The sequence below is a fragment of the Leucobacter sp. Psy1 genome (assembly GCF_020096995.1).
GTDB lineage: Bacteria > Actinomycetota > Actinomycetes > Actinomycetales > Microbacteriaceae > Leucobacter.
Map to the genome: position 1 here is coordinate 598,908 of NZ_CP083692.1, position 18,538 is coordinate 617,445.

Below are 18,538 nucleotides of genomic sequence, written 5' to 3' on the forward strand. Positions count from 1 at the left end.
GGGCCTTTCAGGCGGAGGCTGCGTGCAGCCGACGGATGAGGAGGAGGAGGAGGGGCGTGCCCACGACGGCGGTGAGGATGCCGATAGGGATCTCCTGCGGGGCCAGTAGCGTGCGCGACGCGATATCGGCCCACACCAGCAGGATCGCCCCCATGAGGGCCGCGACGGGGATCGCGCGGACGTGCACGGCACCGACGGCGCGCCGAGCGAGATGCGGCACGACGAGACCGACGAAACCGATGGAGCCGGCGGCGGCGACAGCGCAGCCGATGCAGAGCGAGACGAGCACGAGGAGCGCGCTCCGCACGCGCTCGGGGTGCACCCCGAGCGAGCGAGCCGTCTCGTCGCCGGTGACGAGTGCGTCCAGCCGATGGCCGGAGATCGTGAGCACCGCGACGGTGATCAGCACGACGACGGCGACCACGGCCAAGGGCGTGCCCCAGCCCGCGAGGGCGAGCGAACCGAGCAGCCAGAACATGACGGATCGCGACCCCTCGGGCGATCCGGATGCGAAGATCAGGAAACTCGTGACGGCGGTGAGACCGTACCCGACCGCGACCCCTGCGAGCAGGAGCCGCACACCGGTCACGCGACCCCCGGATCGCGCTACGCCGTACACCAGCAGCGACGCCAGCAGCGCACCGATGAACGCACTCGCCTGCAGCGCGTGCTCGCCGAAGTCGAGAGCAACCCCCGTGCCGACCCCGAGCAGGATCGCGGCTGCCGCGCCGGTCGACGCTCCCGAGTTGATGCCGAGCAGATAGGGATCGGCGAGCACGTTTCGCACCATGCCCTGCAGCGCCATGCCGCAGACCGCGAGACCGGCGCCGACGCAGGCGCCCAAGACGACCCGGGGTCCGCGGACATCCCAGACGATGGCTGCAGTCGATGGGTCCGCAGTGTCGGCGCCGCTGATCCGCGTCCTCAGCGCCTCGAAGGTGTCAGCGGGGGCGATCGGCACCGATCCGATCATGATGCCAGCGGCCAGCGACAGCGCGAGCACCGCGACGAGCGCGAGGATCCAGACGAATGCCCGGCGCCGGATGGCGGTGAGGCCCAGCACCTCCGCGCTCATGATCGTCTCTTCCCTCCGGTGGAAGCCGGACTCAACTCGCACCGCTCCACGCGGCCGGGACGAGAACCCACGTTACCGTTGCACCGCCCGATCCCGCCCGCCAATTGTGGGGAGTATTGCCCGGGAACGTCAGCGTGTCCCCCGCGCCGAGCTCCTCGATGCGATCGTTGAATACGACGGTCAGCTCACCCGAGATGAGGTGCAGCACCTCGACGCTGCAGTTGACGGTGTAGAGCTCATCGCCTCCGTCCGCGTCCGGCGCGAGCGTCGAGTGGATGACCTGCAGACGCTCCTCGCTCCGCGGGGTGACGAGGCGTTCGTCCGCTCCGCGGCCACCCATGTTGATGCGCGGCGCCCCCTCGAGGGGGATCCGCTGTACATCCGAGGCTTCGAAGAGGCTGCCGACGGGAAGCGAGAGGGCCTGGCAGATCTGCACGAGCGAGGAGAGGCTCGGCTGAGTGTCGTCCCGTTCGACTCGGCTCAGAAACCCCTTGGTGACCTGGGTGGCCTGAGCGAGCTGTTCGAGGGTGAGTCCCTGGGCCAAGCGGGAAGCGCGCAGACGCGCGCCGATCCTGATCGGCTGATGTTCGGCAGCGGGGTGGACTGGACGCATCGAGATCCCTATCATGAGACTGTTCACCTACAGAGTTCTTCTGTTTACTATATGACAACTTGAAGGGAAGGGACACGTGTCCGCTCACACCCCCCAGGGTCCCGTCGACGCCAGCCAGACACCCCGGTACGCCGGCCTCGCGACCTTTGCAAAGCTGCCCCGCATCGAGGACGTGCCGGAAGCCGACATCGCCATCGTCGGTGTGCCATTCGACACGGGAGTGAGCTACCGCCCAGGTGCGCGGTTCGGCCCCAACCACGTACGCGACGCCTCGCGACTCCTTCGCCCGTACAACCCGGCGCAAGACGTCTCGCCGTTCGCGAGCAAGCAGGTCGTCGACGCGGGTGACATCGTCGCCAACCCCTTCAATCTCGACGAAGCGGTGCAGCAGGTCGACACCGCCGCGACCGAGCTCGGCGAACGGGTCGACAAGATCGTCACCATCGGTGGCGACCACACGATCGCGCTGCCGCTGCTCCGCGCCATCAACAAGAAGCACGGCCCGGTCGCCGTCCTCCACTTCGACGCCCACCTCGACACCTGGGACACCTACTTCGGTGCGCCGACCACGCACGGCACACCGTTCCGCCGGGCCTCGGAAGAGGGGCTCATCGATCTCACCGCCAGCATGCACGGCGGGACCCGCGGTCCGCTCTACGGCAAGAGCGACCTCGAGGACGATGTGCGACTCGGCTTCCAGATCGTGACGAGCGAGTTCATCGAGGAGGAAGGGGTTCCCGCTGCGCTGCAGCGGATCCGCGACCGAGTGGGCGATAAGCCGCTGTACATCTCGATCGACATCGATGTGCTCGACCCCGCGCATGCCCCTGGCACCGGCACCCCCGAGGCCGGCGGGCTCACCAGTCGCGAGATGCTCCGCCTCATCCGAGGGCTGGCCGACCTCAACATCGTCGGCGCGGATGTCGTCGAAGTCGCCCCGGCCTACGACCACGCCCAGATCACGGCCGTCGCCGCGAGCCACGTCGTCTACGAGCTCGTGAGCGCCATGGCGGCGCGGGCCTGATCGATCCGGAACGGAGGACACCGAGTATGACGAGTCCGGAGACGATGGCGGTCAACCTCGACGGCGCAGAAGGGTCGGCCGGCCCGGTCCGCGGCACCCAGGGTCCGTTTCGGATCGGCATGATCTGGCTGGCCGCGAACCTCGTCGTGACGACGCTCCTCACCGGAACGCTGTTCGTTCCGGGTGTGAGCTTCGGGATCGCCACCTCCATGATCGTGGTGGGCACCCTCATCGGAGTCGTCGTGCTCGTCCTCGTCGGCACCATGGGGACCAGAACGGGTCTGCCCACCATGGCGCTCACTCGGGGATCGTTCGGCATCAGGGGAAGCGTGCTCCCCGCGGCCGCGAACCTCGTGGTGCTGATGGGGTGGAGCTGGGTGCAGGCCATGCTCGCCGGAGTGACGGTCAACGCCCTCGTCTCCTCGGTCACCGGATTCTCGAACCCGATTCTCTTCTCGGCGCTGTGCCAGGGCATCGTCGTGGTGCTGGCAATCTTCGGGCACACCGGCATTTCGAGAGTCGAACCGTGGCTCGCCGTGCTGATCCTGGTGGTGATGGGTTTCGTCTTCGCATCGGCGTTCGGGGCTTTCAGCCTGGGAGAGTTCGCGTCGATCCCGGTGGACCCGGCCCTCGACGGATCCGCGTTCGTCACCCTCGACATGGTGATCGCGACCGCGATCTCGTGGACGGTGCTCTCAGCCGACATGAACCGTCACGCCCGGAGCAGCTTCGCCGGCGCGGTCGGAGCCGGCGTCGGGTACACGCTCTCCACTTCGATCGCGATGTTCCTCGGCCTCGTCGCCTTCAGCACCGTGCTCTTGCGCGGCGACGACGCTGTGGCGTTCGATCCGTCAGTCATCGTCGGCGAGTTCGGATGGGCGTTGGGCGTCGCCATCTTCCTCTCGGTCATGGCGACGAACACGATGGTGGTCTTCGGCATGGTGACCTCGGTCGTGAACGCGCAGTCCCGCTGGCATCTGAGGTTCCTGCCCACCGCGATCGTGCTCGGCGTCATCTCGATCATCGGATCGACGTTCCTCGGGCTGCTCGACCAGTTCACCGACTTCCTCTTCATCATCAGCGCGTTCTTCGTGCCCGTGTTCGCGATCATGATCGCCGACTACTACGTGCTGAAGCGCCGCGGATACTCGCGCCAGATTCTCCACGAGCGGCGTGAAAGCCGCTACTGGTACCTGGGAGGTATCAACTGGGTCGCCGTCGTCGTCTGGATCGTGGGTGCGGCGCTCTCGTACGTGCTCGCCTACGTAGCACCCAGCCCGATCGGCGCGAACATCCCGGCCTTCGCCGTGAGCTTCGGTCTCTACCTGGTGCTGATGATCGGGTTCGCACGTGTACGGAGGCTCGGCTTGCGGGATCCGCGAGACGGGGCGCCGACCGGCCACCTGCTCGACGGAGCCGACGAGACCGCGGCACTGAGACTCGAGGAGTAGCGAACATGCGCACCGTCGATCTCAGCCTGCCCATCGCCGCCGGGATGCCGGTCTACCCGGGTGACCCGGAGGTCGGCATCGATACCGCGCTGACGATCGACCGAGATGGCGTAGCCGTCGCGCGGCTCGACATGGGATCGCACACCGGCACGCACCTCGACGCACCTGCGCACTCGATCCCGGGTGGGCGAACCGTCGATGAGATTCCTCTCGACATGCTGTGGGGCGAGGCGGCAATCCTGCAAGCCTCCGTGGCGGCAGGGGTCTCGATCAGCTGCGACGACATCGCGGGGGGAGTACCCGCACAGCTCCCGACGATCGTCTGCATCGCGACGGGGTGGGACCGCCACTTCGGATCGTCACTCGTGGAAGCGCATCCGTCGCTCTCGATGGAACTCGTTCACAAGCTCTGGGACCGGGGCGCCCGAGTCCTCGGCGTCGACATGTTGAGCCCTGATCGGACCGCTGGGACGAACTCACTCTCCATGGACGTGCATCAGCACTGGCTCGGGGGCGACGGCGTCATCGTCGAGAACCTCACCGGGCTTACGACACTCCCGGGATCTGTCGAGATCTCGTTGCTTCCACTCAAAATCCGGGCAATCGACGGGTCTCCGGTGCGCGCAGTGGCTCGTTTCGCCGAGGGGTCCGAGGCGGCCTGATTCGGCCACTTCCGCGGAATGATGCGGAGACACGCCCGGCATACGGGGTGTGTTTGCTGGTGGGGGCCGGGCCCGCGTAATGTATTCCCTTGTCAGCGAGACGGAGTGAGACACGGAAGTGAGTCACTCGGAATCGCGGGAGGAGCCTTCGGGTACTGCTCGGATCATGACTTGTGTGTTGTGGTGCGGTGGGGTATCGTGGAGATCCGCTTCTGCTCTCTGGGTCGAGAGCTTCACCGCTTCGGGGGTGAGGGAATATCGGCCTGCCGGTCTTCGGATTGGTGTTGTATGAGCTGCGAATCACGGTTTGCGGTGAGTGAGAGAGTCTGGTAAGCTTGACAAGTTGCCTATCGGAGGCCCTGGTGAGGGGTTACGGTGGGTGTCTGGTCCTTGAGAACTCAATAGTGTGCACTTGATTGTCAAATGCCAATTTATTATCCCCGGCATCGATCATTTTTGGTTGGTGTTGGTGATTCCTTTTTTGGACAAATTATTGAAATCGTCAGTTTTGATTGGTTTCTGTTTGTCAGGTCAAACTCGCAGTTCTTCTGGCTTATTCCGCTGGAGGGGTTGCATCAGTTTTTTACGGAGAGTTTGATCCTGGCTCAGGACGAACGCTGGCGGCGTGCTTAACACATGCAAGTCGAACGCTGAAGCCCCAGCTTGCTGGGGTGGATGAGTGGCGAACGGGTGAGTAACACGTGAGTAACCTGCCCATCACTCTGGGATAAGCGCTGGAAACGGCGTCTAATACTGGATACGAGCAGCGACCGCATGGTCAGTTGCTGGAAAGACTGGTTCGGTGATGGATGGACTCGCGGCCTATCAGCTTGTTGGTGAGGTAATGGCTCACCAAGGCGACGACGGGTAGCCGGCCTGAGAGGGTGACCGGCCACACTGGGACTGAGACACGGCCCAGACTCCTACGGGAGGCAGCAGTGGGGAATATTGCACAATGGGCGCAAGCCTGATGCAGCAACGCCGCGTGAGGGATGACGGCCTTCGGGTTGTAAACCTCTTTTAGTAGGGAAGAAGCCTTCGGGTGACGGTACCTGCAGAAAAAGCACCGGCTAACTACGTGCCAGCAGCCGCGGTAATACGTAGGGTGCAAGCGTTGTCCGGAATTATTGGGCGTAAAGAGCTCGTAGGCGGCTTGTCGCGTCTGCTGTGAAAACCCGAGGCTCAACCTCGGGCCTGCAGTGGGTACGGGCAAGCTAGAGTGCGGTAGGGGAGATTGGAATTCCTGGTGTAGCGGTGGAATGCGCAGATATCAGGAGGAACACCGATGGCGAAGGCAGATCTCTGGGCCGTAACTGACGCTGAGGAGCGAAAGCATGGGGAGCGAACAGGATTAGATACCCTGGTAGTCCATGCCGTAAACGTTGGGAACTAGATGTAGGGCCTGTTCCACGGGTTCTGTGTCGTAGCTAACGCATTAAGTTCCCCGCCTGGGGAGTACGGCCGCAAGGCTAAAACTCAAAGGAATTGACGGGGGCCCGCACAAGCGGCGGAGCATGCGGATTAATTCGATGCAACGCGAAGAACCTTACCAAGGCTTGACATATAGAAGAACGGGTCAGAAATGATTCACTCTTTGGACACTTCTATACAGGTGGTGCATGGTTGTCGTCAGCTCGTGTCGTGAGATGTTCGGTTAAGTCCGGCAACGAGCGCAACCCTCGTCCTATGTTGCCAGCACGTAATGGTGGGAACTCATGGGATACTGCCGTGGTCAACACGGAGGAAGGTGGGGATGACGTCAAATCATCATGCCCCTTATGTCTTGGGCTTCACGCATGCTACAATGGCCGGTACAATGGGCTGCGATACCGCGAGGTGGAGCGAATCCCAAAAAGCCGGTCTCAGTTCGGATTGGGGTCTGCAACTCGACCCCATGAAGTCGGAGTCGCTAGTAATCGCAGATCAGCAACGCTGCGGTGAATACGTTCCCGGGCCTTGTACACACCGCCCGTCAAGTCATGAAAGTCGGTAACACCCGAAGCCGGTGGCCTAACCCTTGTGGAGGGAGCCGTCGAAGGTGGGACTGGTGATTAGGACTAAGTCGTAACAAGGTAGCCGTACCGGAAGGTGCGGCTGGATCACCTCCTTTCTAAGGAGCAACTCGCAGCCCTTGTGGTTGCGCAGAGAAAAGCTCAGATCATCACCGAATGTGTGGTGCTGAGTGCTCATGGGTGGAACATTTGACAAAGCAAGCTTTGATTTGCTCGCCTGTGCTAGTACATCTGCCTCGTTTTGCGGGGTCTGGTCGGAACGTGTGGGTGTGTGAGTGAAAGTTTCACGAGTGCATACTATTGGGTCCTGAAGGCCCAGGCCCTCTTGCTGGGATCATCGCTTCGGTGGTGGTGCTGGTTGGGGGTGTTGGTCTTCGGGCCGCGCTCACGGAACGTGTTGTTCGTGGGGGTGGTACCGGTTGTACGTTGAGAACTACACAGTGGACGCGAGCATCTTCGCGAATCGTTAAGCATGCATGACCTTTTGCGGGGTTGTGGGTGTGATTCGCGAAAATTCTTTATTCATTGGTTTCACACACTTTCGGGTGTGTGTTTCTGATTACTTATGTGATTTCAAGTTGCTACGAGCAAACGGTGAATGCCTAGGCATCTGGAGCCGAAGAAGGACGTCGTAATCTGCGATAAGCCTCGGGGAGTTGATAAACGAGCCGTGATCCGAGGATTTCCGAATGGGGAAACCCCGCCAGCCCCTTTATGGGAGCTGGTGACTCCCGCCTGAATATATAGGGCGGGGTGAGGGAACGTGGGGAAGTGAAACATCTCAGTACCCACAGGAAGAGAAAACAATAGTGATTCCGGGAGTAGTGGCGAGCGAAACCGGATCAGGCTAAACCGTGCATGTGTGATACCTGGCAGGGGTTGCATGCGCGGGGTTGTGGGACATGCCTGGGGGCGCTGCTGAGCCTCCAACGTGAGCGTCATGCTATAGGAGAACGCCTTGGAATGGGCGGCCGGAGTGGGTGAGAGTCCCGTATCCGAAATGGTGTGGCCGCGTGGTGTGTATCCCAAGTAGCACGGGGCCCGAGAAATCCCGTGTGAATCTGTCAGGACCACCTGATAAGCCTAAATACTCCCAGATGACCGATAGCGGACAAGTACCGTGAGGGAAAGGTGAAAAGTACCCCGGGAGGGGAGTGAAATAGTACCTGAAACCGTTTGCTTACAAACCGTCGGAGCATCCTTGTTGGTGTGACGGCGTGCCTTTTGAAGAATGAGCCTGCGAGTTAGCGATACGTGGCGAGGTTAACCCGTGAGGGGGAGCCGGAGCGAAAGCGAGTCTGAATAGGGCGATTCAGTCGCGTGTCCTAGACCCGAAGCGAAGTGATCTATCCATGGCCAGGTTGAAGCGTCGGTAAGACGTCGTGGAGGACCGAACCCACTTAGGTTGAAAACTGAGGGGATGAGCTGTGGATAGGGGTGAAAGGCCAATCAAACTTCGTGATAGCTGGTTCTCTCCGAAATGCATTTAGGTGCAGCGTTGTGTGTTTCTTGCCGGAGGTAGAGCTACTGGATGGCCGATGGGCCCTACAAGGTTACTGACGTCAGCTAAACTCCGAATGCCGGTAAGTGAGAGCGCAGCAGTGAGACTGTGGGGGATAAGCTTCATAGTCGAGAGGGAAACAACCCAGATCACCAGTTAAGGTCCCAAAGCGCGTGCTAAGTGGTAAAGGATGTGGAGTTGCTGTGACAACCAGGAGGTTGGCTTAGAAGCAGCCACCCTTGAAAGAGTGCGTAATAGCTCACTGGTCAAGTGATTCCGCGCCGACAATGTAACGGGGCTCAAGCACGCCACCGAAACTGTGGCATTTAACGTATAGACAAGCCTTCGTGGTTCAGTCCGTTGGATGGGTAGGAGAGCGTCGTGTGGCGAGTGAAGCGGCGGAGTGATCCAGCCGTGGATGCTACACGAGTGAGAATGCAGGCATGAGTAGCGAAAGACGGGTGAGAAACCCGTCCTCCGGAAGACCAAGGGTTCCAGGGTCAAGCTAATCTGCCCTGGGTAAGTCGGGACCTAAGGCGAGGCCGACAGGCGTAGTCGATGGACAACGGGTTGATATTCCCGTACCGGCTGTAAACCGTCAAAGACCTAACCAGTAGTGCTAAACAAACCAAGCGTTACACGGATCCTTCGGGTGATGTGTGGTGTGCGGCTGTGAACCCGAACTGGGGTGGTGAGCGTATTAACAGGTGTGACGCAGGAAGGTAGCTGGTCCCGGGCGATGGTTGTCCCGGGCTAAGCATGTAGCCCGTCCCCGAGTAATATTTGGGGGCTTTGGGTGAGATGTGATGGGGACCCGTAAAGGGGAAGTCAGTGATCCTATGCTGCCGAGAAAAGCATCGACGCGAGGTTTACGGTTGCCCGTACCCCAAACCGACTCAGGTGGTCAGGTAGAGAATACTAAGGAGATCGAGATAATCACGGTGAAGGAACTCGGCAAAATGCCCCCGTAACTTCGGGAGAAGGGGGGCCATCCACTTATTAGGATTTACTCCGAAAGGGTGTGGTGGCCGCAGAGACCAGTGGGAAGCGACTGTTTACTAAAAACACAGGTCCGTGCGAACACGCAAGTGGATGTATACGGACTGACGCCTGCCCGGTGCTGGAAGGTTACGAGGAGCGGTTAGATCTTTCGGGATCGAAGCTGTGAATTTAAGCCCCAGTAAACGGCGGTGGTAACTATAACCATCCTAAGGTAGCGAAATTCCTTGTCGGGTAAGTTCCGACCTGCACGAATGGCGTAACGACTTCCCAGCTGTCTCCACCGTGAACTCGGCGAAATTGCACTACGAGTAAAGATGCTCGTTACGCGCAGAAGGACGGAAAGACCCCGTGACCTTTACTACAGCTTGGTATTGGTGTTCGGTGTGGCTTGTGTAGGATAGGTGGGAGACTGTGAAGCTGACACGCTAGTGTTGGTGGAGTCGTTGTTGAAATACCACTCTGGTCATATTGGATATCTAACTACGGACCCTGATCGGGTTCTGGGACAGTGCCTGGTGGGTAGTTTAACTGGGGCGGTTGCCTCCCAAAATGTAACGGAGGCGCCCAAAGGTTCCCTCAACCTGGTTGGTAATCAGGTGGCGAGTGTAAGTGCACAAGGGAGCTTGACTGTGAGACTGACGGGTCAAGCAGGGACGAAAGTCGGGACTAGTGATCCGGCAGTGGCTTGTGGAAGCGCTGTCGCTCAACGGATAAAAGGTACCTCGGGGATAACAGGCTGATCTTGCCCAAGAGTCCATATCGACGGCATGGTTTGGCACCTCGATGTCGGCTCGTCGCATCCTGGGGCTGGAGTTGGTCCCAAGGGTTGGGCTGTTCGCCCATTAAAGCGGTACGCGAGCTGGGTTTAGAACGTCGTGAGACAGTTCGGTCCCTATCCTCTGCGCGCGTTGGAAATTTGAGAGGATCTGACCCTAGTACGAGAGGACCGGGTTGGACGGACCTCTGGTGTGCCAGTTGTTCTGCCAAGGGCATGGCTGGTTGGCTACGTTCGGGATGGATAACCGCTGAAAGCATCTAAGCGGGAAGCCGGCCTCGAGATGAGATTTCCTTGCGCCTTCGGGCGTGTGAGGCTCCCTACAGATGATGGGGTTGATAGGCCAGATGTGGAAGCATAGTAATGTGTGGAGCTGACTGGTACTAATAAGCCGATGACTTGATAACACTTTGTTCCCTGGATCAAGAGCTGGGGAAGAGTGATCAGCGTAATGATGAAGCCTTGATGGTGTTCGCGTCTACTTTGTGGTTCTCGATGTATGACCACATGCCCGCATATCCCGGTTAGGGGTGTGGGTGTGGGTTGTGTCGATAGTGTTACGGTGGTTATAGCGTCAGGGAAACGCCCGGTTACATTCCGAACCCGGAAGCTAAGGCTGACAGCGCCGATGGTACTGCACTCGGGAGGGTGTGGGAGAGTAGGACACCGCCGGACCTCTTCACCGAAGGGTCGTGCAGGATACTGGTACCAGAGACGGTCCAGGATCCCGCACGGCCCTTCTTTTATTTTCAGCAACTTTCATAGAGCTCCGCGCAGTACGCGCCGCAATCGCCGAGGAGGCACCCCATGGACGACCGTTCAGCAGACGACGGGCGCACCGACCGTCCTCGACGCGGAGATCGTGATGATCGCGGCCGCAACGATCGGGGCCGTGGCGGGGAGCGGAGCGGCGGTCACCGTCGGAATGGGGATCGTCCGCAGCGCGATGGTGGGTACCGTCGGAATGACGATCGTCCGCAGCGCGATGGTGGGTACCGTCGGAATGATGATCGTCCGCAGCGGGATGGTGGTTACCGTCGGAATGGGGATCGTCCTCAGCGTGATGGTGGTTACCGTCGCAATGACGATCGTCCGCAGCGTGATGGTGGTTACCGTCGCAATGATGATCGTCCGCGTCGTGATGGGGATCGTCCGCAGCGCGATGGTGGCTACCGCCGGAACGATGATCGTCCTCAGCGTGATGGCGGGTACCGCGGGAATGGTGATCGCCCGCAGCGTGATGGCGGTTACCGTCGCAATGATGATCGTCCTCAGCGTGAGGGTGGCTACCGCCGGAACGATGATCGTCCTCAGCGTGATGGCGGGTACCGCGGGAATGGGGATCGTCCGCAGCGAGACGGTGGCTACCGCCGCAACGATGATCGTCCTCAGCGTGATGGCGGGTACCGCCGGAATGATGACCGTCCGCAGCGCCGGGACGACCGTGCGAATGACCGTGGCCGGGGCGGCACCCGTGGCGGGGGTCGCAGCGATCGCGGCGGACGCGGCCGGACCTTCACAGAGGCGGAACGGCTTCAGCACGAGCTCCGCCCGGTGCGGAGCGAGCACAAGGACCCGGCGATCCCGAACTCTGTTCAGCCGAACGACCTTCACCCCGCAGCTCGCAACGAGCTCAAGACGTTGCAGGCCGACGTCCAGGAAATCGTCTCGCGGCACCTCGCGATGGTCGCGGCGCTGATCGACGACGATCCTGAACTGGCACACCAGCACGCGATCTCGGCGAGCCGGCGTGCGGGCCGCATCCCGGTCGCACGCGAGACGCTCGCGGTGACGGCATACCGGACCGGTGACTACGCACTCGCACTCCGAGAGCTTCGCACCTACCGCCGTCTCACCGGGTCGAACGCGCACGTGGCGCTCATGATCGATTGCGAACGGGGCCTGGGGCGACCGCAGAAGGCGATCGAAACCGGTGCTGAGGCCGACCCCCGGCAGCTGGATCGTGAAGAACGCGTACAGGTCGCGATCGCGATGTCAGGTGCGCGACTCGATCTGGGGCAGACGCAGCAGGCGCTCTTCGAACTCGAGATCGATGAGCTCAATCCGGACCGGGCGTACTCGTGGAGCCCCGACCTGTTCGCCGCCTATGCGACGGTGTTGGAGGACCTTGGTCGCGATGCCGAGTCGAAGACTTGGTTCCAGCGAGCAGAGCGAGCCGCTGACGCGCTTCAAGAACACTACGGTGCCCACGACCTGTTCGAGGTGCTCGAGATCGAAGAGATCGATCCGCCACGAGTCGAGGCAACGGGACCGGAATCCGAGTCAGAAGCCGAGTCGGGCTCAGACCCGATGGCCGAGTCGTCCGATGAGCCGCCCGCTGTTGAGGGGCCGCACGCCGTGGAGTCGACCGCCGCTGAGGAGCGCGAAGATGGCACTGTTCGGTAAGCGCGCTTCGCCTGTCGGCCCGGCACCCCTCGCGGATCGCGAGCTGCTTCTCGCGGACCTCGACGGCGTCGTGTACCGCGGGCCGGGAGCGATCCCCGGCGCTGTGGACGAACTCAACCGGGCGACCGGATCCGTGCGGCTCGGGTACATCACCAACAACGCCTCGCGAACCGACATCGCCGTCGCAGAGCATCTGCGCGATCTCGGGCTCGATACGAGCGCTGACGATGTCGTGACGTCGCCTCAGGCCGCGGTGGAATTGCTCAGGGAGACCGTGGAACCGGGTGCCCGGATCCTCGTCGTGGGCGGCGATGGGATCGTCGACGAACTCGCGAAGAGCGGATTCGAGACCACCCGGAGCGCTGACGATGCGCCCGATGCGGTGCTGCAGGGCTTCGCCCCGCACGTCGGGTGGGAACACCTCGCGGAGGCATCGTTCGCGCTCGCCGAGCAGCCGGGCCGCCCACCACTGCCGTGGATCGCGACGAACACCGACTGGACGATTCCGGTTGCCCGCGGCCTCGCCCCTGGCAACGGTACCCTCGTGTCGGCGGTGCACACGGCGGTGCAGCGCTTGCCCGTCTTCGCGGGGAAGCCGGAACCCGCTATCTTCGAGACGGCGTTCAGGCGGTTCGGCACCCGGAACGCGCTCATGGTCGGCGACCGGCTCGACACCGACATCAAGGGCGCGGTGGCGGCTGGGATCCCGTCGCTCCACGTGCTCACGGGCGTCGACCGCCCGAAGCAGCTCATCGCGGCGTCGAAGGACATGCGGCCAGACTTCATCGTGCCGACGCTCGCCGGACTGCATGAGCCGTACCCGGAGACGACGATCCTGAAGGATGGCACCGCGCAGGTCGGCACGGCGCGCGTGCGGATGGACGGACACGTCGCACGGGTCGTGGAGGAAGGCGACTCCGCGATCAATCTGCTGCGTGCCGGCTGCGCCGCGATCTGGAACTCGGGTCTCGCGATCTACGGTCTCCAGGTTCCCGAGATCCTCTACGAGGATCACTGGGCCTGATCGTCGGTGGACGCGAGTACGCTGGAGGCATGAGTGAGCACGAGGCGGAAGGCGTCGCGGACGGACTGCTCGACCGCGTCGAGCTGATCGAGTCCCAGCCGCTCGAGGAGCGCGCAGCGCGGTACCAACAGGTCCACGACGAACTGCTCGCCGATCTGGAGCGGAGCGACCGCGAAGGTGGCCAGACTGAACGCGGCTGAGGTCGAGGTCCGCTCGGGAGAGTGGTCCGGCGACGCCGTGAGGCTCGACCGTGCCCTGGCCCAGCTCGGACTGGCGCGCTCCCGGAGCCAGGCGGCCGAGCTGATCGCAGCGGGAGCGGTCGCCGTGGGCGGATCGGTCGTGTGGAAGGCGGGCCTTCGGCTCGCGACGGGCTCCCGGATCACGGTTGCGGGGGACCGGTTCGTCAGCCGCGCCGCGCACAAGCTCGTCGCCGCTATCGAGCGTTTCAACGTTGCGACGGCCGGCCGCGTCGCCCTCGATCTCGGTGCGTCGACCGGCGGATTCACCCAGGTGCTGCTCGAAGGCGGAGCGGAACCGGTGCTCGCCATCGACGTCGGTCACGACCAGATGGTTCCTTCCCTGCGCGCCGACCCGCGCGTGCGGCTCGTCGAGGGGTGCAACGCCAGGACCCTGACCGCAGCTGCACTCGCCGAGGCGACGGGAGAGCTGCGGCCACCGGCGCTCGTCGTCGCCGACCTGTCCTTCATCTCGCTCACACTCGTCCTGCCGGCGATCGCCGATGTCGCCGGCCCAGACGCCGACTTGGTGCTGCTCGTGAAACCCCAGTTCGAGGTGGGCCGCACCGGCATCAGGGACGGGATCGTCGTCGACCCGTCGCGGCGAGCCGAGGCGCTCCGCACCGTGCTGGCCGCAGCGGCCGACCACGGCTTCGGGCTCGCGCACCTGGATGTGTCCCCGATCACCGGCGGACAGGGGAACATCGAATACCTCGCGCATTTCGTGCGCGATCCCGAGGGCGATCCGACACAATGGGAGGGGCGCGTGACAGCACTCGCCGCAGGCTTGACGGACGCGAGCACAGGGGGGACGGATCAGCGATGAACGGCACAGATGTCGAGCGCGCCGGCGAGCGCCGGATCCTGGTCGTCTCGCACACGGCGAGGCCCGAAGCGATCGCGGCCACCGTCGAAGCGGTGACGGCGCTCCGCGATGCGGGCGTGACACCCGTGTTCACCGAGCCGGACCGCAGTGAATACGCCCCCCACCTGGACATCGCGCTCACGGAGGAGCTCGGCGTCGACTGCGCGGTATCCGACCTCGAGATCGCGATCGTGCTCGGCGGCGACGGGACGATCCTGCGGGCCGCGGAAGTGCTCCGCGGTTCCGAGTGCCCGATCGTCGGGGTGAACCTGGGCCATGTCGGGTTCCTCGCCGAAGCGGAGCGCACCGACCTGCAGACGACGATCGAGTTGGTCCTCGCGCGCACCTACACCGTCGAGGAGCGCGTCACGCTCGACGTGCGGGCGACACTCGGCGACGAGGTCATCGCCGACACCTGGGCACTGAACGAAGCGAGCGTCGAGAAGCGTCGCCGCATGCTCGAGGTCGTGATCGGCGTCGACGGCCGAGCTCTTTCTTCGTTCGCCTGCGACGGCGTCGTCATCGCGACGCCGACCGGGTCGACCGCGTACGCCTTCTCGGCAGGCGGGCCAGTCGTCTGGCCAGGCGTGCAGGCGATGGTGCTCGTTCCGATCGCTGCGCACACGCTCTTCGACCGGCCCATCGTCGTGGGCACCGATTCGACGCTCCGCGTGCGCATCCTTCCCGAGAACATCGGGCCAGGGGTGCTGTGGTGCGACGGACGCCGCCGCACCGAGCTCCCGGCAGGCAGCACGATCGAGGTGCGTCGGTCGCCGCGCTCTGTGCGGTTGGCGCGCTTGAACGAGGCGGTCTTCACCGACAGGCTCGTGCGCAAGTTCCACCTTCCCGTGTCCGGATGGCGGAGGCAGCCGGGGGTGCCGCATGCTTGAGGAGATCAGGATCCGCGACCTCGGCGTCATCGCCGACACGACGCTCTCGCTGGGCCCGGGATTCACCGCGATCACGGGTGAGACCGGCGCGGGCAAGACGATGGTCGTCACCGCTCTGGGCCTGCTCATGGGCGAGCGGAGCGATGCGGGAGCCGTGCGGTCGGGTGCCGCTCAGGCGCGGGTCAGCGGGGTCGTGCACACGGCGGACCCCGAAGTGACGGACCTGGTGGAGGATCTCGGCGGCGACGTCGAGGAGGGCGCGCTCGTACTCGCCCGCACCGTCAGCGCCGAGGGGCGGAGTCGCGCGAACGTCGGCGGCACCAACGCACCGGTCGGCAGCCTGGCGAAACTCGCCGAGCGCTTGTTCGCGGTGCACGGCCAGTCCGAGCAGTTGCGACTCAGGAGCACGGCTGCCCAGCGCGACACCCTCGACCGCTTCGGGGGAGCCGAGCTCGCCGAGGTCCTCGCCGCATACCGCACGGCTCATCGCGAACGGCGGGAGCTCAGCGCCGAGGCCGAGGCCATCACGACCGCGCGCGACGAGCGCGCCGCGGAGGCGGCGCGTCTGCGCGCCGAGGTCGAGGAGATCTCGGCCGTCGACCCGCAGGCGGGGGAAGAGGATGAACTCACCCGTCGTATCGAGTTGCTGACGAACGTCGAGGAGCTGCGCGCCGCCACGGCGACGGCTCACGAAGCCATCGCGAGCGACTCGGACGACCCGTTCAGCCAGGACGCCGCGACGCTCGTCGGAACGGCCGAACGCGAACTCGAGCGGGTTTCGGCGCATGACCCGAGGCTCGCAGCGGTGCTCGAAACGCTCCGCCAGGCGACCATGCAACTGGGCGACGCCGCACGCGAGCTGGCCGCATACGCGAGCGACCTCGATGAGGAGGGGCCGGGAGAACTCGCGAGCGCGAACGAGCGACTCGCGGCGCTCACAGGGCTCTTCCGCCTGTACGGCGCGGACTCCGAGGCGGTCATCGCTTATGCCGCGGAGGGCGCGCAGCGCCTCGCCGAACTCGAGGGGGACGATGAGCGCGTCGAGCAGTTGACGGCGCAGGTCGCCGCAGCCGCCGAGCGCGAACACGACCTGGCGGAGCGGTTGACGGCGCTCCGCACCGCGGCAGCGGCGTCGCTGTCGGAACTCGTCACCAATGAACTCCGCGAGCTCGCGCTTCCGGACGCCCGATTCTCCGTCGGTGTGGAGTCGACGGACCTCGGCGCCTCGGGCGCAGACGAAGTGCGGTTTCTGCTGCAGCCCCACCCAGGCTCCGATCCGCGCCCCGTGGCGAAGACGGCGTCGGGCGGTGAACTGTCGCGGGTGATGCTCGCCCTCGAGGTCGTCGTCGCCCAGGTGGACCCGGTGCCCACGTTCGTCTTCGACGAGGTCGACGCCGGCGTCGGCGGTGCCGCCGCCATCGAGATCGGTCGCCGTCTGCAGCGGCTCGCGCGGAGCTCGCAGGTGATCGTCGTGACCCACCTGGCGCAGGTCGCCGCGTTCGCGAACAACCACCTGAGGGTCGTGAAGGACTCGGCGGGAGGCTTCACGGAGTCGAGTTGCACGGCGCTCGCTGGAGAGAATCGCCTCGCCGAGATGGCGCGGCTCCTGTCCGGGCTCAGCACGTCGGAGAGCGCACTCGACCACGCCGCCGAGCTGCTGGAGCTGGGCGCGTCGGAATAGCCGATGTCGGTGCTACGCTCGCACCATGATGAGGATTCGGCGCCTGCTCCGGAGGGAATCCGGAGAGAGCGGGGAGGGGCGCATCCCCTCGGACGGGCGGGCGACGCCCGCTGAGCGCGCCGCCTACCTCGATACCCACCCCGAGGTCGTTCACGCCGACGTCGAGTCGATGGACACCGAGACGCGTGCGATGTACCGCGATGCGCGGGAGGCCGCAGCGGAGGCGGCCGACGAGGCGGCCAGCGAGCGCGCGGCACGGCCGTTCTGGGTGCGGAATCCGTTCCAGCTGGGATTCACGATCACGCTCGGTGTGCTGATCGCGCTCCTCGTCGGCGGCATGGTCGCGGAGTTGAGCGCCGTCATCATGTACGTCGTCGCCGCCCTCTTCATCGCGCTCGGCTTGAACCCCGTCGTCAGCTGGTTCGAGCGGCGGCGTGTGAAGCGTCCGGTCGGCATCGCGATCGTCTTCCTCGGGTTCATCGTGATCATCGCCGGAGTGATCGCCCTCGTCGCCCCCATGATCGCGCGACAGATTTCGCTCCTCATCCGGAGCGCTCCGACCCTCGTCGGCGACATCAGTGCGCAGGACTGGTTCAGGGACGTCAATCAGCGGTTCGGTCAGTTCATCGACTTCGACGGTCTGCTCGACATGGGGCAGGGACTCCTGACCGATCCCGATAACTGGGCGCAGGTCGCCGGCGGCGTCTGGCAGGCGGGGCTCGGCATCGCCAACGGGGTGACGGCCGCGATCATCGTCCTGATCCTGACCCTCTACTTCCTCGCGTCGCTGCGACAGATGAAGCGCGGTTTCTACTCGCTCGTGCCCCGGTCAGGGCGGGCCAAGGTGATCGACATCACGGAGCAGGTCACGAAGTCGGTCGGCGGTTACGTCAGCGGCATGGTGATCCTCGCGACGCTGAACGCGACGCTCGGCTTCATCATGATGACCATCGTCGGAGTGCCGTTCGCCGGCCTCGTGGCGGTCGTGGTTTTCCTGCTCGCACTGATCCCGCTCATCGGCTCGGTCGCGGCGACGGTGCTGGTGACCCTTGTGGCGCTGATCGACTCGCCGACGGCAGCCATCACTGCGGCGATCTACTACGTGATCTACATGCAGGTCGAGGCATACTTCCTTACCCCGCGCATCATGAACCGGGTGATGTCGGTGCCTGGAGCGCTCGTCGTCATCGGGGCGCTCGCCGGCGGCACGCTGCTCGGACTGCTCGGCGCACTCATCGCGATCCCGATCACCGCGATGGTCCTGATGATCGTCAAACAGGTGTGGGTGCCGCGTCAGGAACTGCGGTGATAGCATTGAAGC

The 18,538-nt window shown here is 63.8% G+C and carries 13 protein-coding genes and 3 rRNA genes; 13 read left to right on the plus strand and 3 right to left on the minus strand.

What is annotated here, in order from left to right:
• Nucleotides 1-7 precede the first annotated feature (7 nt).
• Together K8P10_RS02765 and K8P10_RS02770 are read right to left on the minus strand one after the other, a co-directional pair.
• Nucleotides 8-1,075, minus strand: coding sequence for an iron ABC transporter permease (locus K8P10_RS02765; protein ID WP_224780279.1), 1,068 nt, complete (start codon nt 1,073-1,075; stop codon nt 8-10).
• Between the two features lie 31 nt (nt 1,076-1,106).
• Nucleotides 1,107-1,688: a helix-turn-helix domain-containing protein gene (locus K8P10_RS02770; protein ID WP_224780280.1), complete on the minus strand. Its 582-nt coding sequence runs from the start codon at nt 1,686-1,688 to the stop codon at nt 1,107-1,109.
• Nucleotides 1,689-1,764: 76 nt separating this feature from the next.
• Between K8P10_RS02770 and speB the strand changes: the two genes are divergently transcribed.
• From speB to rrf, 6 genes are all read left to right on the plus strand, one after another.
• The gene (gene speB / locus K8P10_RS02775) at nt 1,765-2,712 is read left to right on the plus strand and encodes an agmatinase (protein WP_224780281.1); all 948 of its coding nucleotides are present in this window, start codon (nt 1,765-1,767) and stop codon (nt 2,710-2,712) included.
• Between the two features lie 26 nt (nt 2,713-2,738).
• Nucleotides 2,739-4,163: a cytosine permease gene (locus K8P10_RS02780; protein WP_224780282.1), complete on the plus strand. Its 1,425-nt coding sequence runs from the start codon at nt 2,739-2,741 to the stop codon at nt 4,161-4,163.
• A 5-nt stretch (nt 4,164-4,168) separates the two neighbouring features.
• Nucleotides 4,169-4,825 (plus strand): cyclase family protein, encoded by a 657-nt coding sequence (locus tag K8P10_RS02785; protein WP_224780283.1) that lies wholly within the window; start codon nt 4,169-4,171, stop codon nt 4,823-4,825.
• Between the two features lie 582 nt (nt 4,826-5,407).
• Nucleotides 5,408-6,935 (plus strand): 16S ribosomal RNA (locus K8P10_RS02790).
• A gap of 473 nt (nt 6,936-7,408) precedes the next feature.
• Nucleotides 7,409-10,522: ribosomal RNA gene (locus tag K8P10_RS02795) — 23S ribosomal RNA — on the plus strand.
• Between the two features lie 151 nt (nt 10,523-10,673).
• Nucleotides 10,674-10,790 (plus strand): 5S ribosomal RNA (gene rrf / locus K8P10_RS02800).
• The 16S, 23S and 5S rRNA genes sit together here, the layout of an rRNA operon.
• A gap of 144 nt (nt 10,791-10,934) precedes the next feature.
• Here rrf and K8P10_RS02805 read toward each other — a convergent pair.
• On the minus strand, nt 10,935-11,657 hold the full coding sequence (locus tag K8P10_RS02805; protein WP_224780284.1) for a hypothetical protein: 723 nt from the start codon (nt 11,655-11,657) through the stop codon (nt 10,935-10,937).
• A 12-nt stretch (nt 11,658-11,669) separates the two neighbouring features.
• Here K8P10_RS02805 and K8P10_RS02810 point away from each other — a divergent pair, with 12 nt between their 5' ends.
• Genes K8P10_RS02810 through K8P10_RS02840 form a run of 7 tightly spaced genes read left to right on the plus strand, consistent with a single transcriptional unit; the run spans nt 11,670 to nt 18,526 of the window.
• Nucleotides 11,670-12,521 (plus strand): hypothetical protein, encoded by an 852-nt coding sequence (locus tag K8P10_RS02810; protein ID WP_224780285.1) that lies wholly within the window; start codon nt 11,670-11,672, stop codon nt 12,519-12,521.
• Nucleotides 12,505-13,545 carry an HAD-IIA family hydrolase gene (locus K8P10_RS02815; protein WP_224780286.1) on the plus strand — a complete coding sequence of 347 codons (1,041 nt, stop codon included), beginning with the start codon at nt 12,505-12,507 and terminating at the stop codon, nt 13,543-13,545. Before K8P10_RS02810 ends, K8P10_RS02815 begins: the two co-directional genes overlap by 17 nt.
• Before the next feature lie 29 nt (nt 13,546-13,574).
• The gene (locus K8P10_RS02820; RefSeq protein ID WP_224780287.1) at nt 13,575-13,745 is read left to right on the plus strand and encodes a hypothetical protein; all 171 of its coding nucleotides are present in this window, start codon (nt 13,575-13,577) and stop codon (nt 13,743-13,745) included.
• Nucleotides 13,732-14,607, plus strand: coding sequence for a TlyA family RNA methyltransferase (locus K8P10_RS02825; RefSeq protein WP_224781205.1), 876 nt, complete (start codon nt 13,732-13,734; stop codon nt 14,605-14,607). The genes K8P10_RS02820 and K8P10_RS02825 overlap by 14 nt, the downstream gene beginning before the upstream one ends.
• Nucleotides 14,604-15,536, plus strand: coding sequence for an NAD kinase (locus tag K8P10_RS02830; RefSeq protein ID WP_224780288.1), 933 nt, complete (start codon nt 14,604-14,606; stop codon nt 15,534-15,536). The genes K8P10_RS02825 and K8P10_RS02830 overlap by 4 nt, the downstream gene beginning before the upstream one ends.
• On the plus strand, nt 15,529-17,217 hold the full coding sequence (recN, locus tag K8P10_RS02835) for a DNA repair protein RecN (RefSeq protein WP_224780289.1): 1,689 nt from the start codon (nt 15,529-15,531) through the stop codon (nt 17,215-17,217). The genes K8P10_RS02830 and recN overlap by 8 nt, the downstream gene beginning before the upstream one ends.
• A 25-nt stretch (nt 17,218-17,242) precedes the next feature.
• Complete coding sequence (locus K8P10_RS02840) at nt 17,243-18,526, plus strand: AI-2E family transporter (protein ID WP_224780290.1); 1,284 nt, start codon at nt 17,243-17,245, stop codon at nt 18,524-18,526.
• Nucleotides 18,527-18,538 lie beyond the last annotated feature (12 nt).

Coding starts and splice junctions, on each gene's coding strand:
- K8P10_RS02765 (WP_224780279.1), bottom strand. CDS start 1,075: ATGAGCGCGGAGGTGCTGGGCCTCACCGCCATCCGGCGCCGGGCATTC.
- K8P10_RS02770 (WP_224780280.1), bottom strand. CDS start 1,688: ATGCGTCCAGTCCACCCCGCTGCCGAACATCAGCCGATCAGGATCGGC.
- K8P10_RS02780 (WP_224780282.1), top strand. CDS start 2,739: ATGACGAGTCCGGAGACGATGGCGGTCAACCTCGACGGCGCAGAAGGG.
- K8P10_RS02785 (WP_224780283.1), top strand. CDS start 4,169: ATGCGCACCGTCGATCTCAGCCTGCCCATCGCCGCCGGGATGCCGGTC.
- K8P10_RS02815 (WP_224780286.1), top strand. CDS start 12,505: ATGGCACTGTTCGGTAAGCGCGCTTCGCCTGTCGGCCCGGCACCCCTC.
- K8P10_RS02820 (WP_224780287.1), top strand. CDS start 13,575: ATGAGTGAGCACGAGGCGGAAGGCGTCGCGGACGGACTGCTCGACCGC.
- K8P10_RS02830 (WP_224780288.1), top strand. CDS start 14,604: ATGAACGGCACAGATGTCGAGCGCGCCGGCGAGCGCCGGATCCTGGTC.
- recN (WP_224780289.1), top strand. CDS start 15,529: ATGCTTGAGGAGATCAGGATCCGCGACCTCGGCGTCATCGCCGACACG.
- K8P10_RS02840 (WP_224780290.1), top strand. CDS start 17,243: ATGATGAGGATTCGGCGCCTGCTCCGGAGGGAATCCGGAGAGAGCGGG.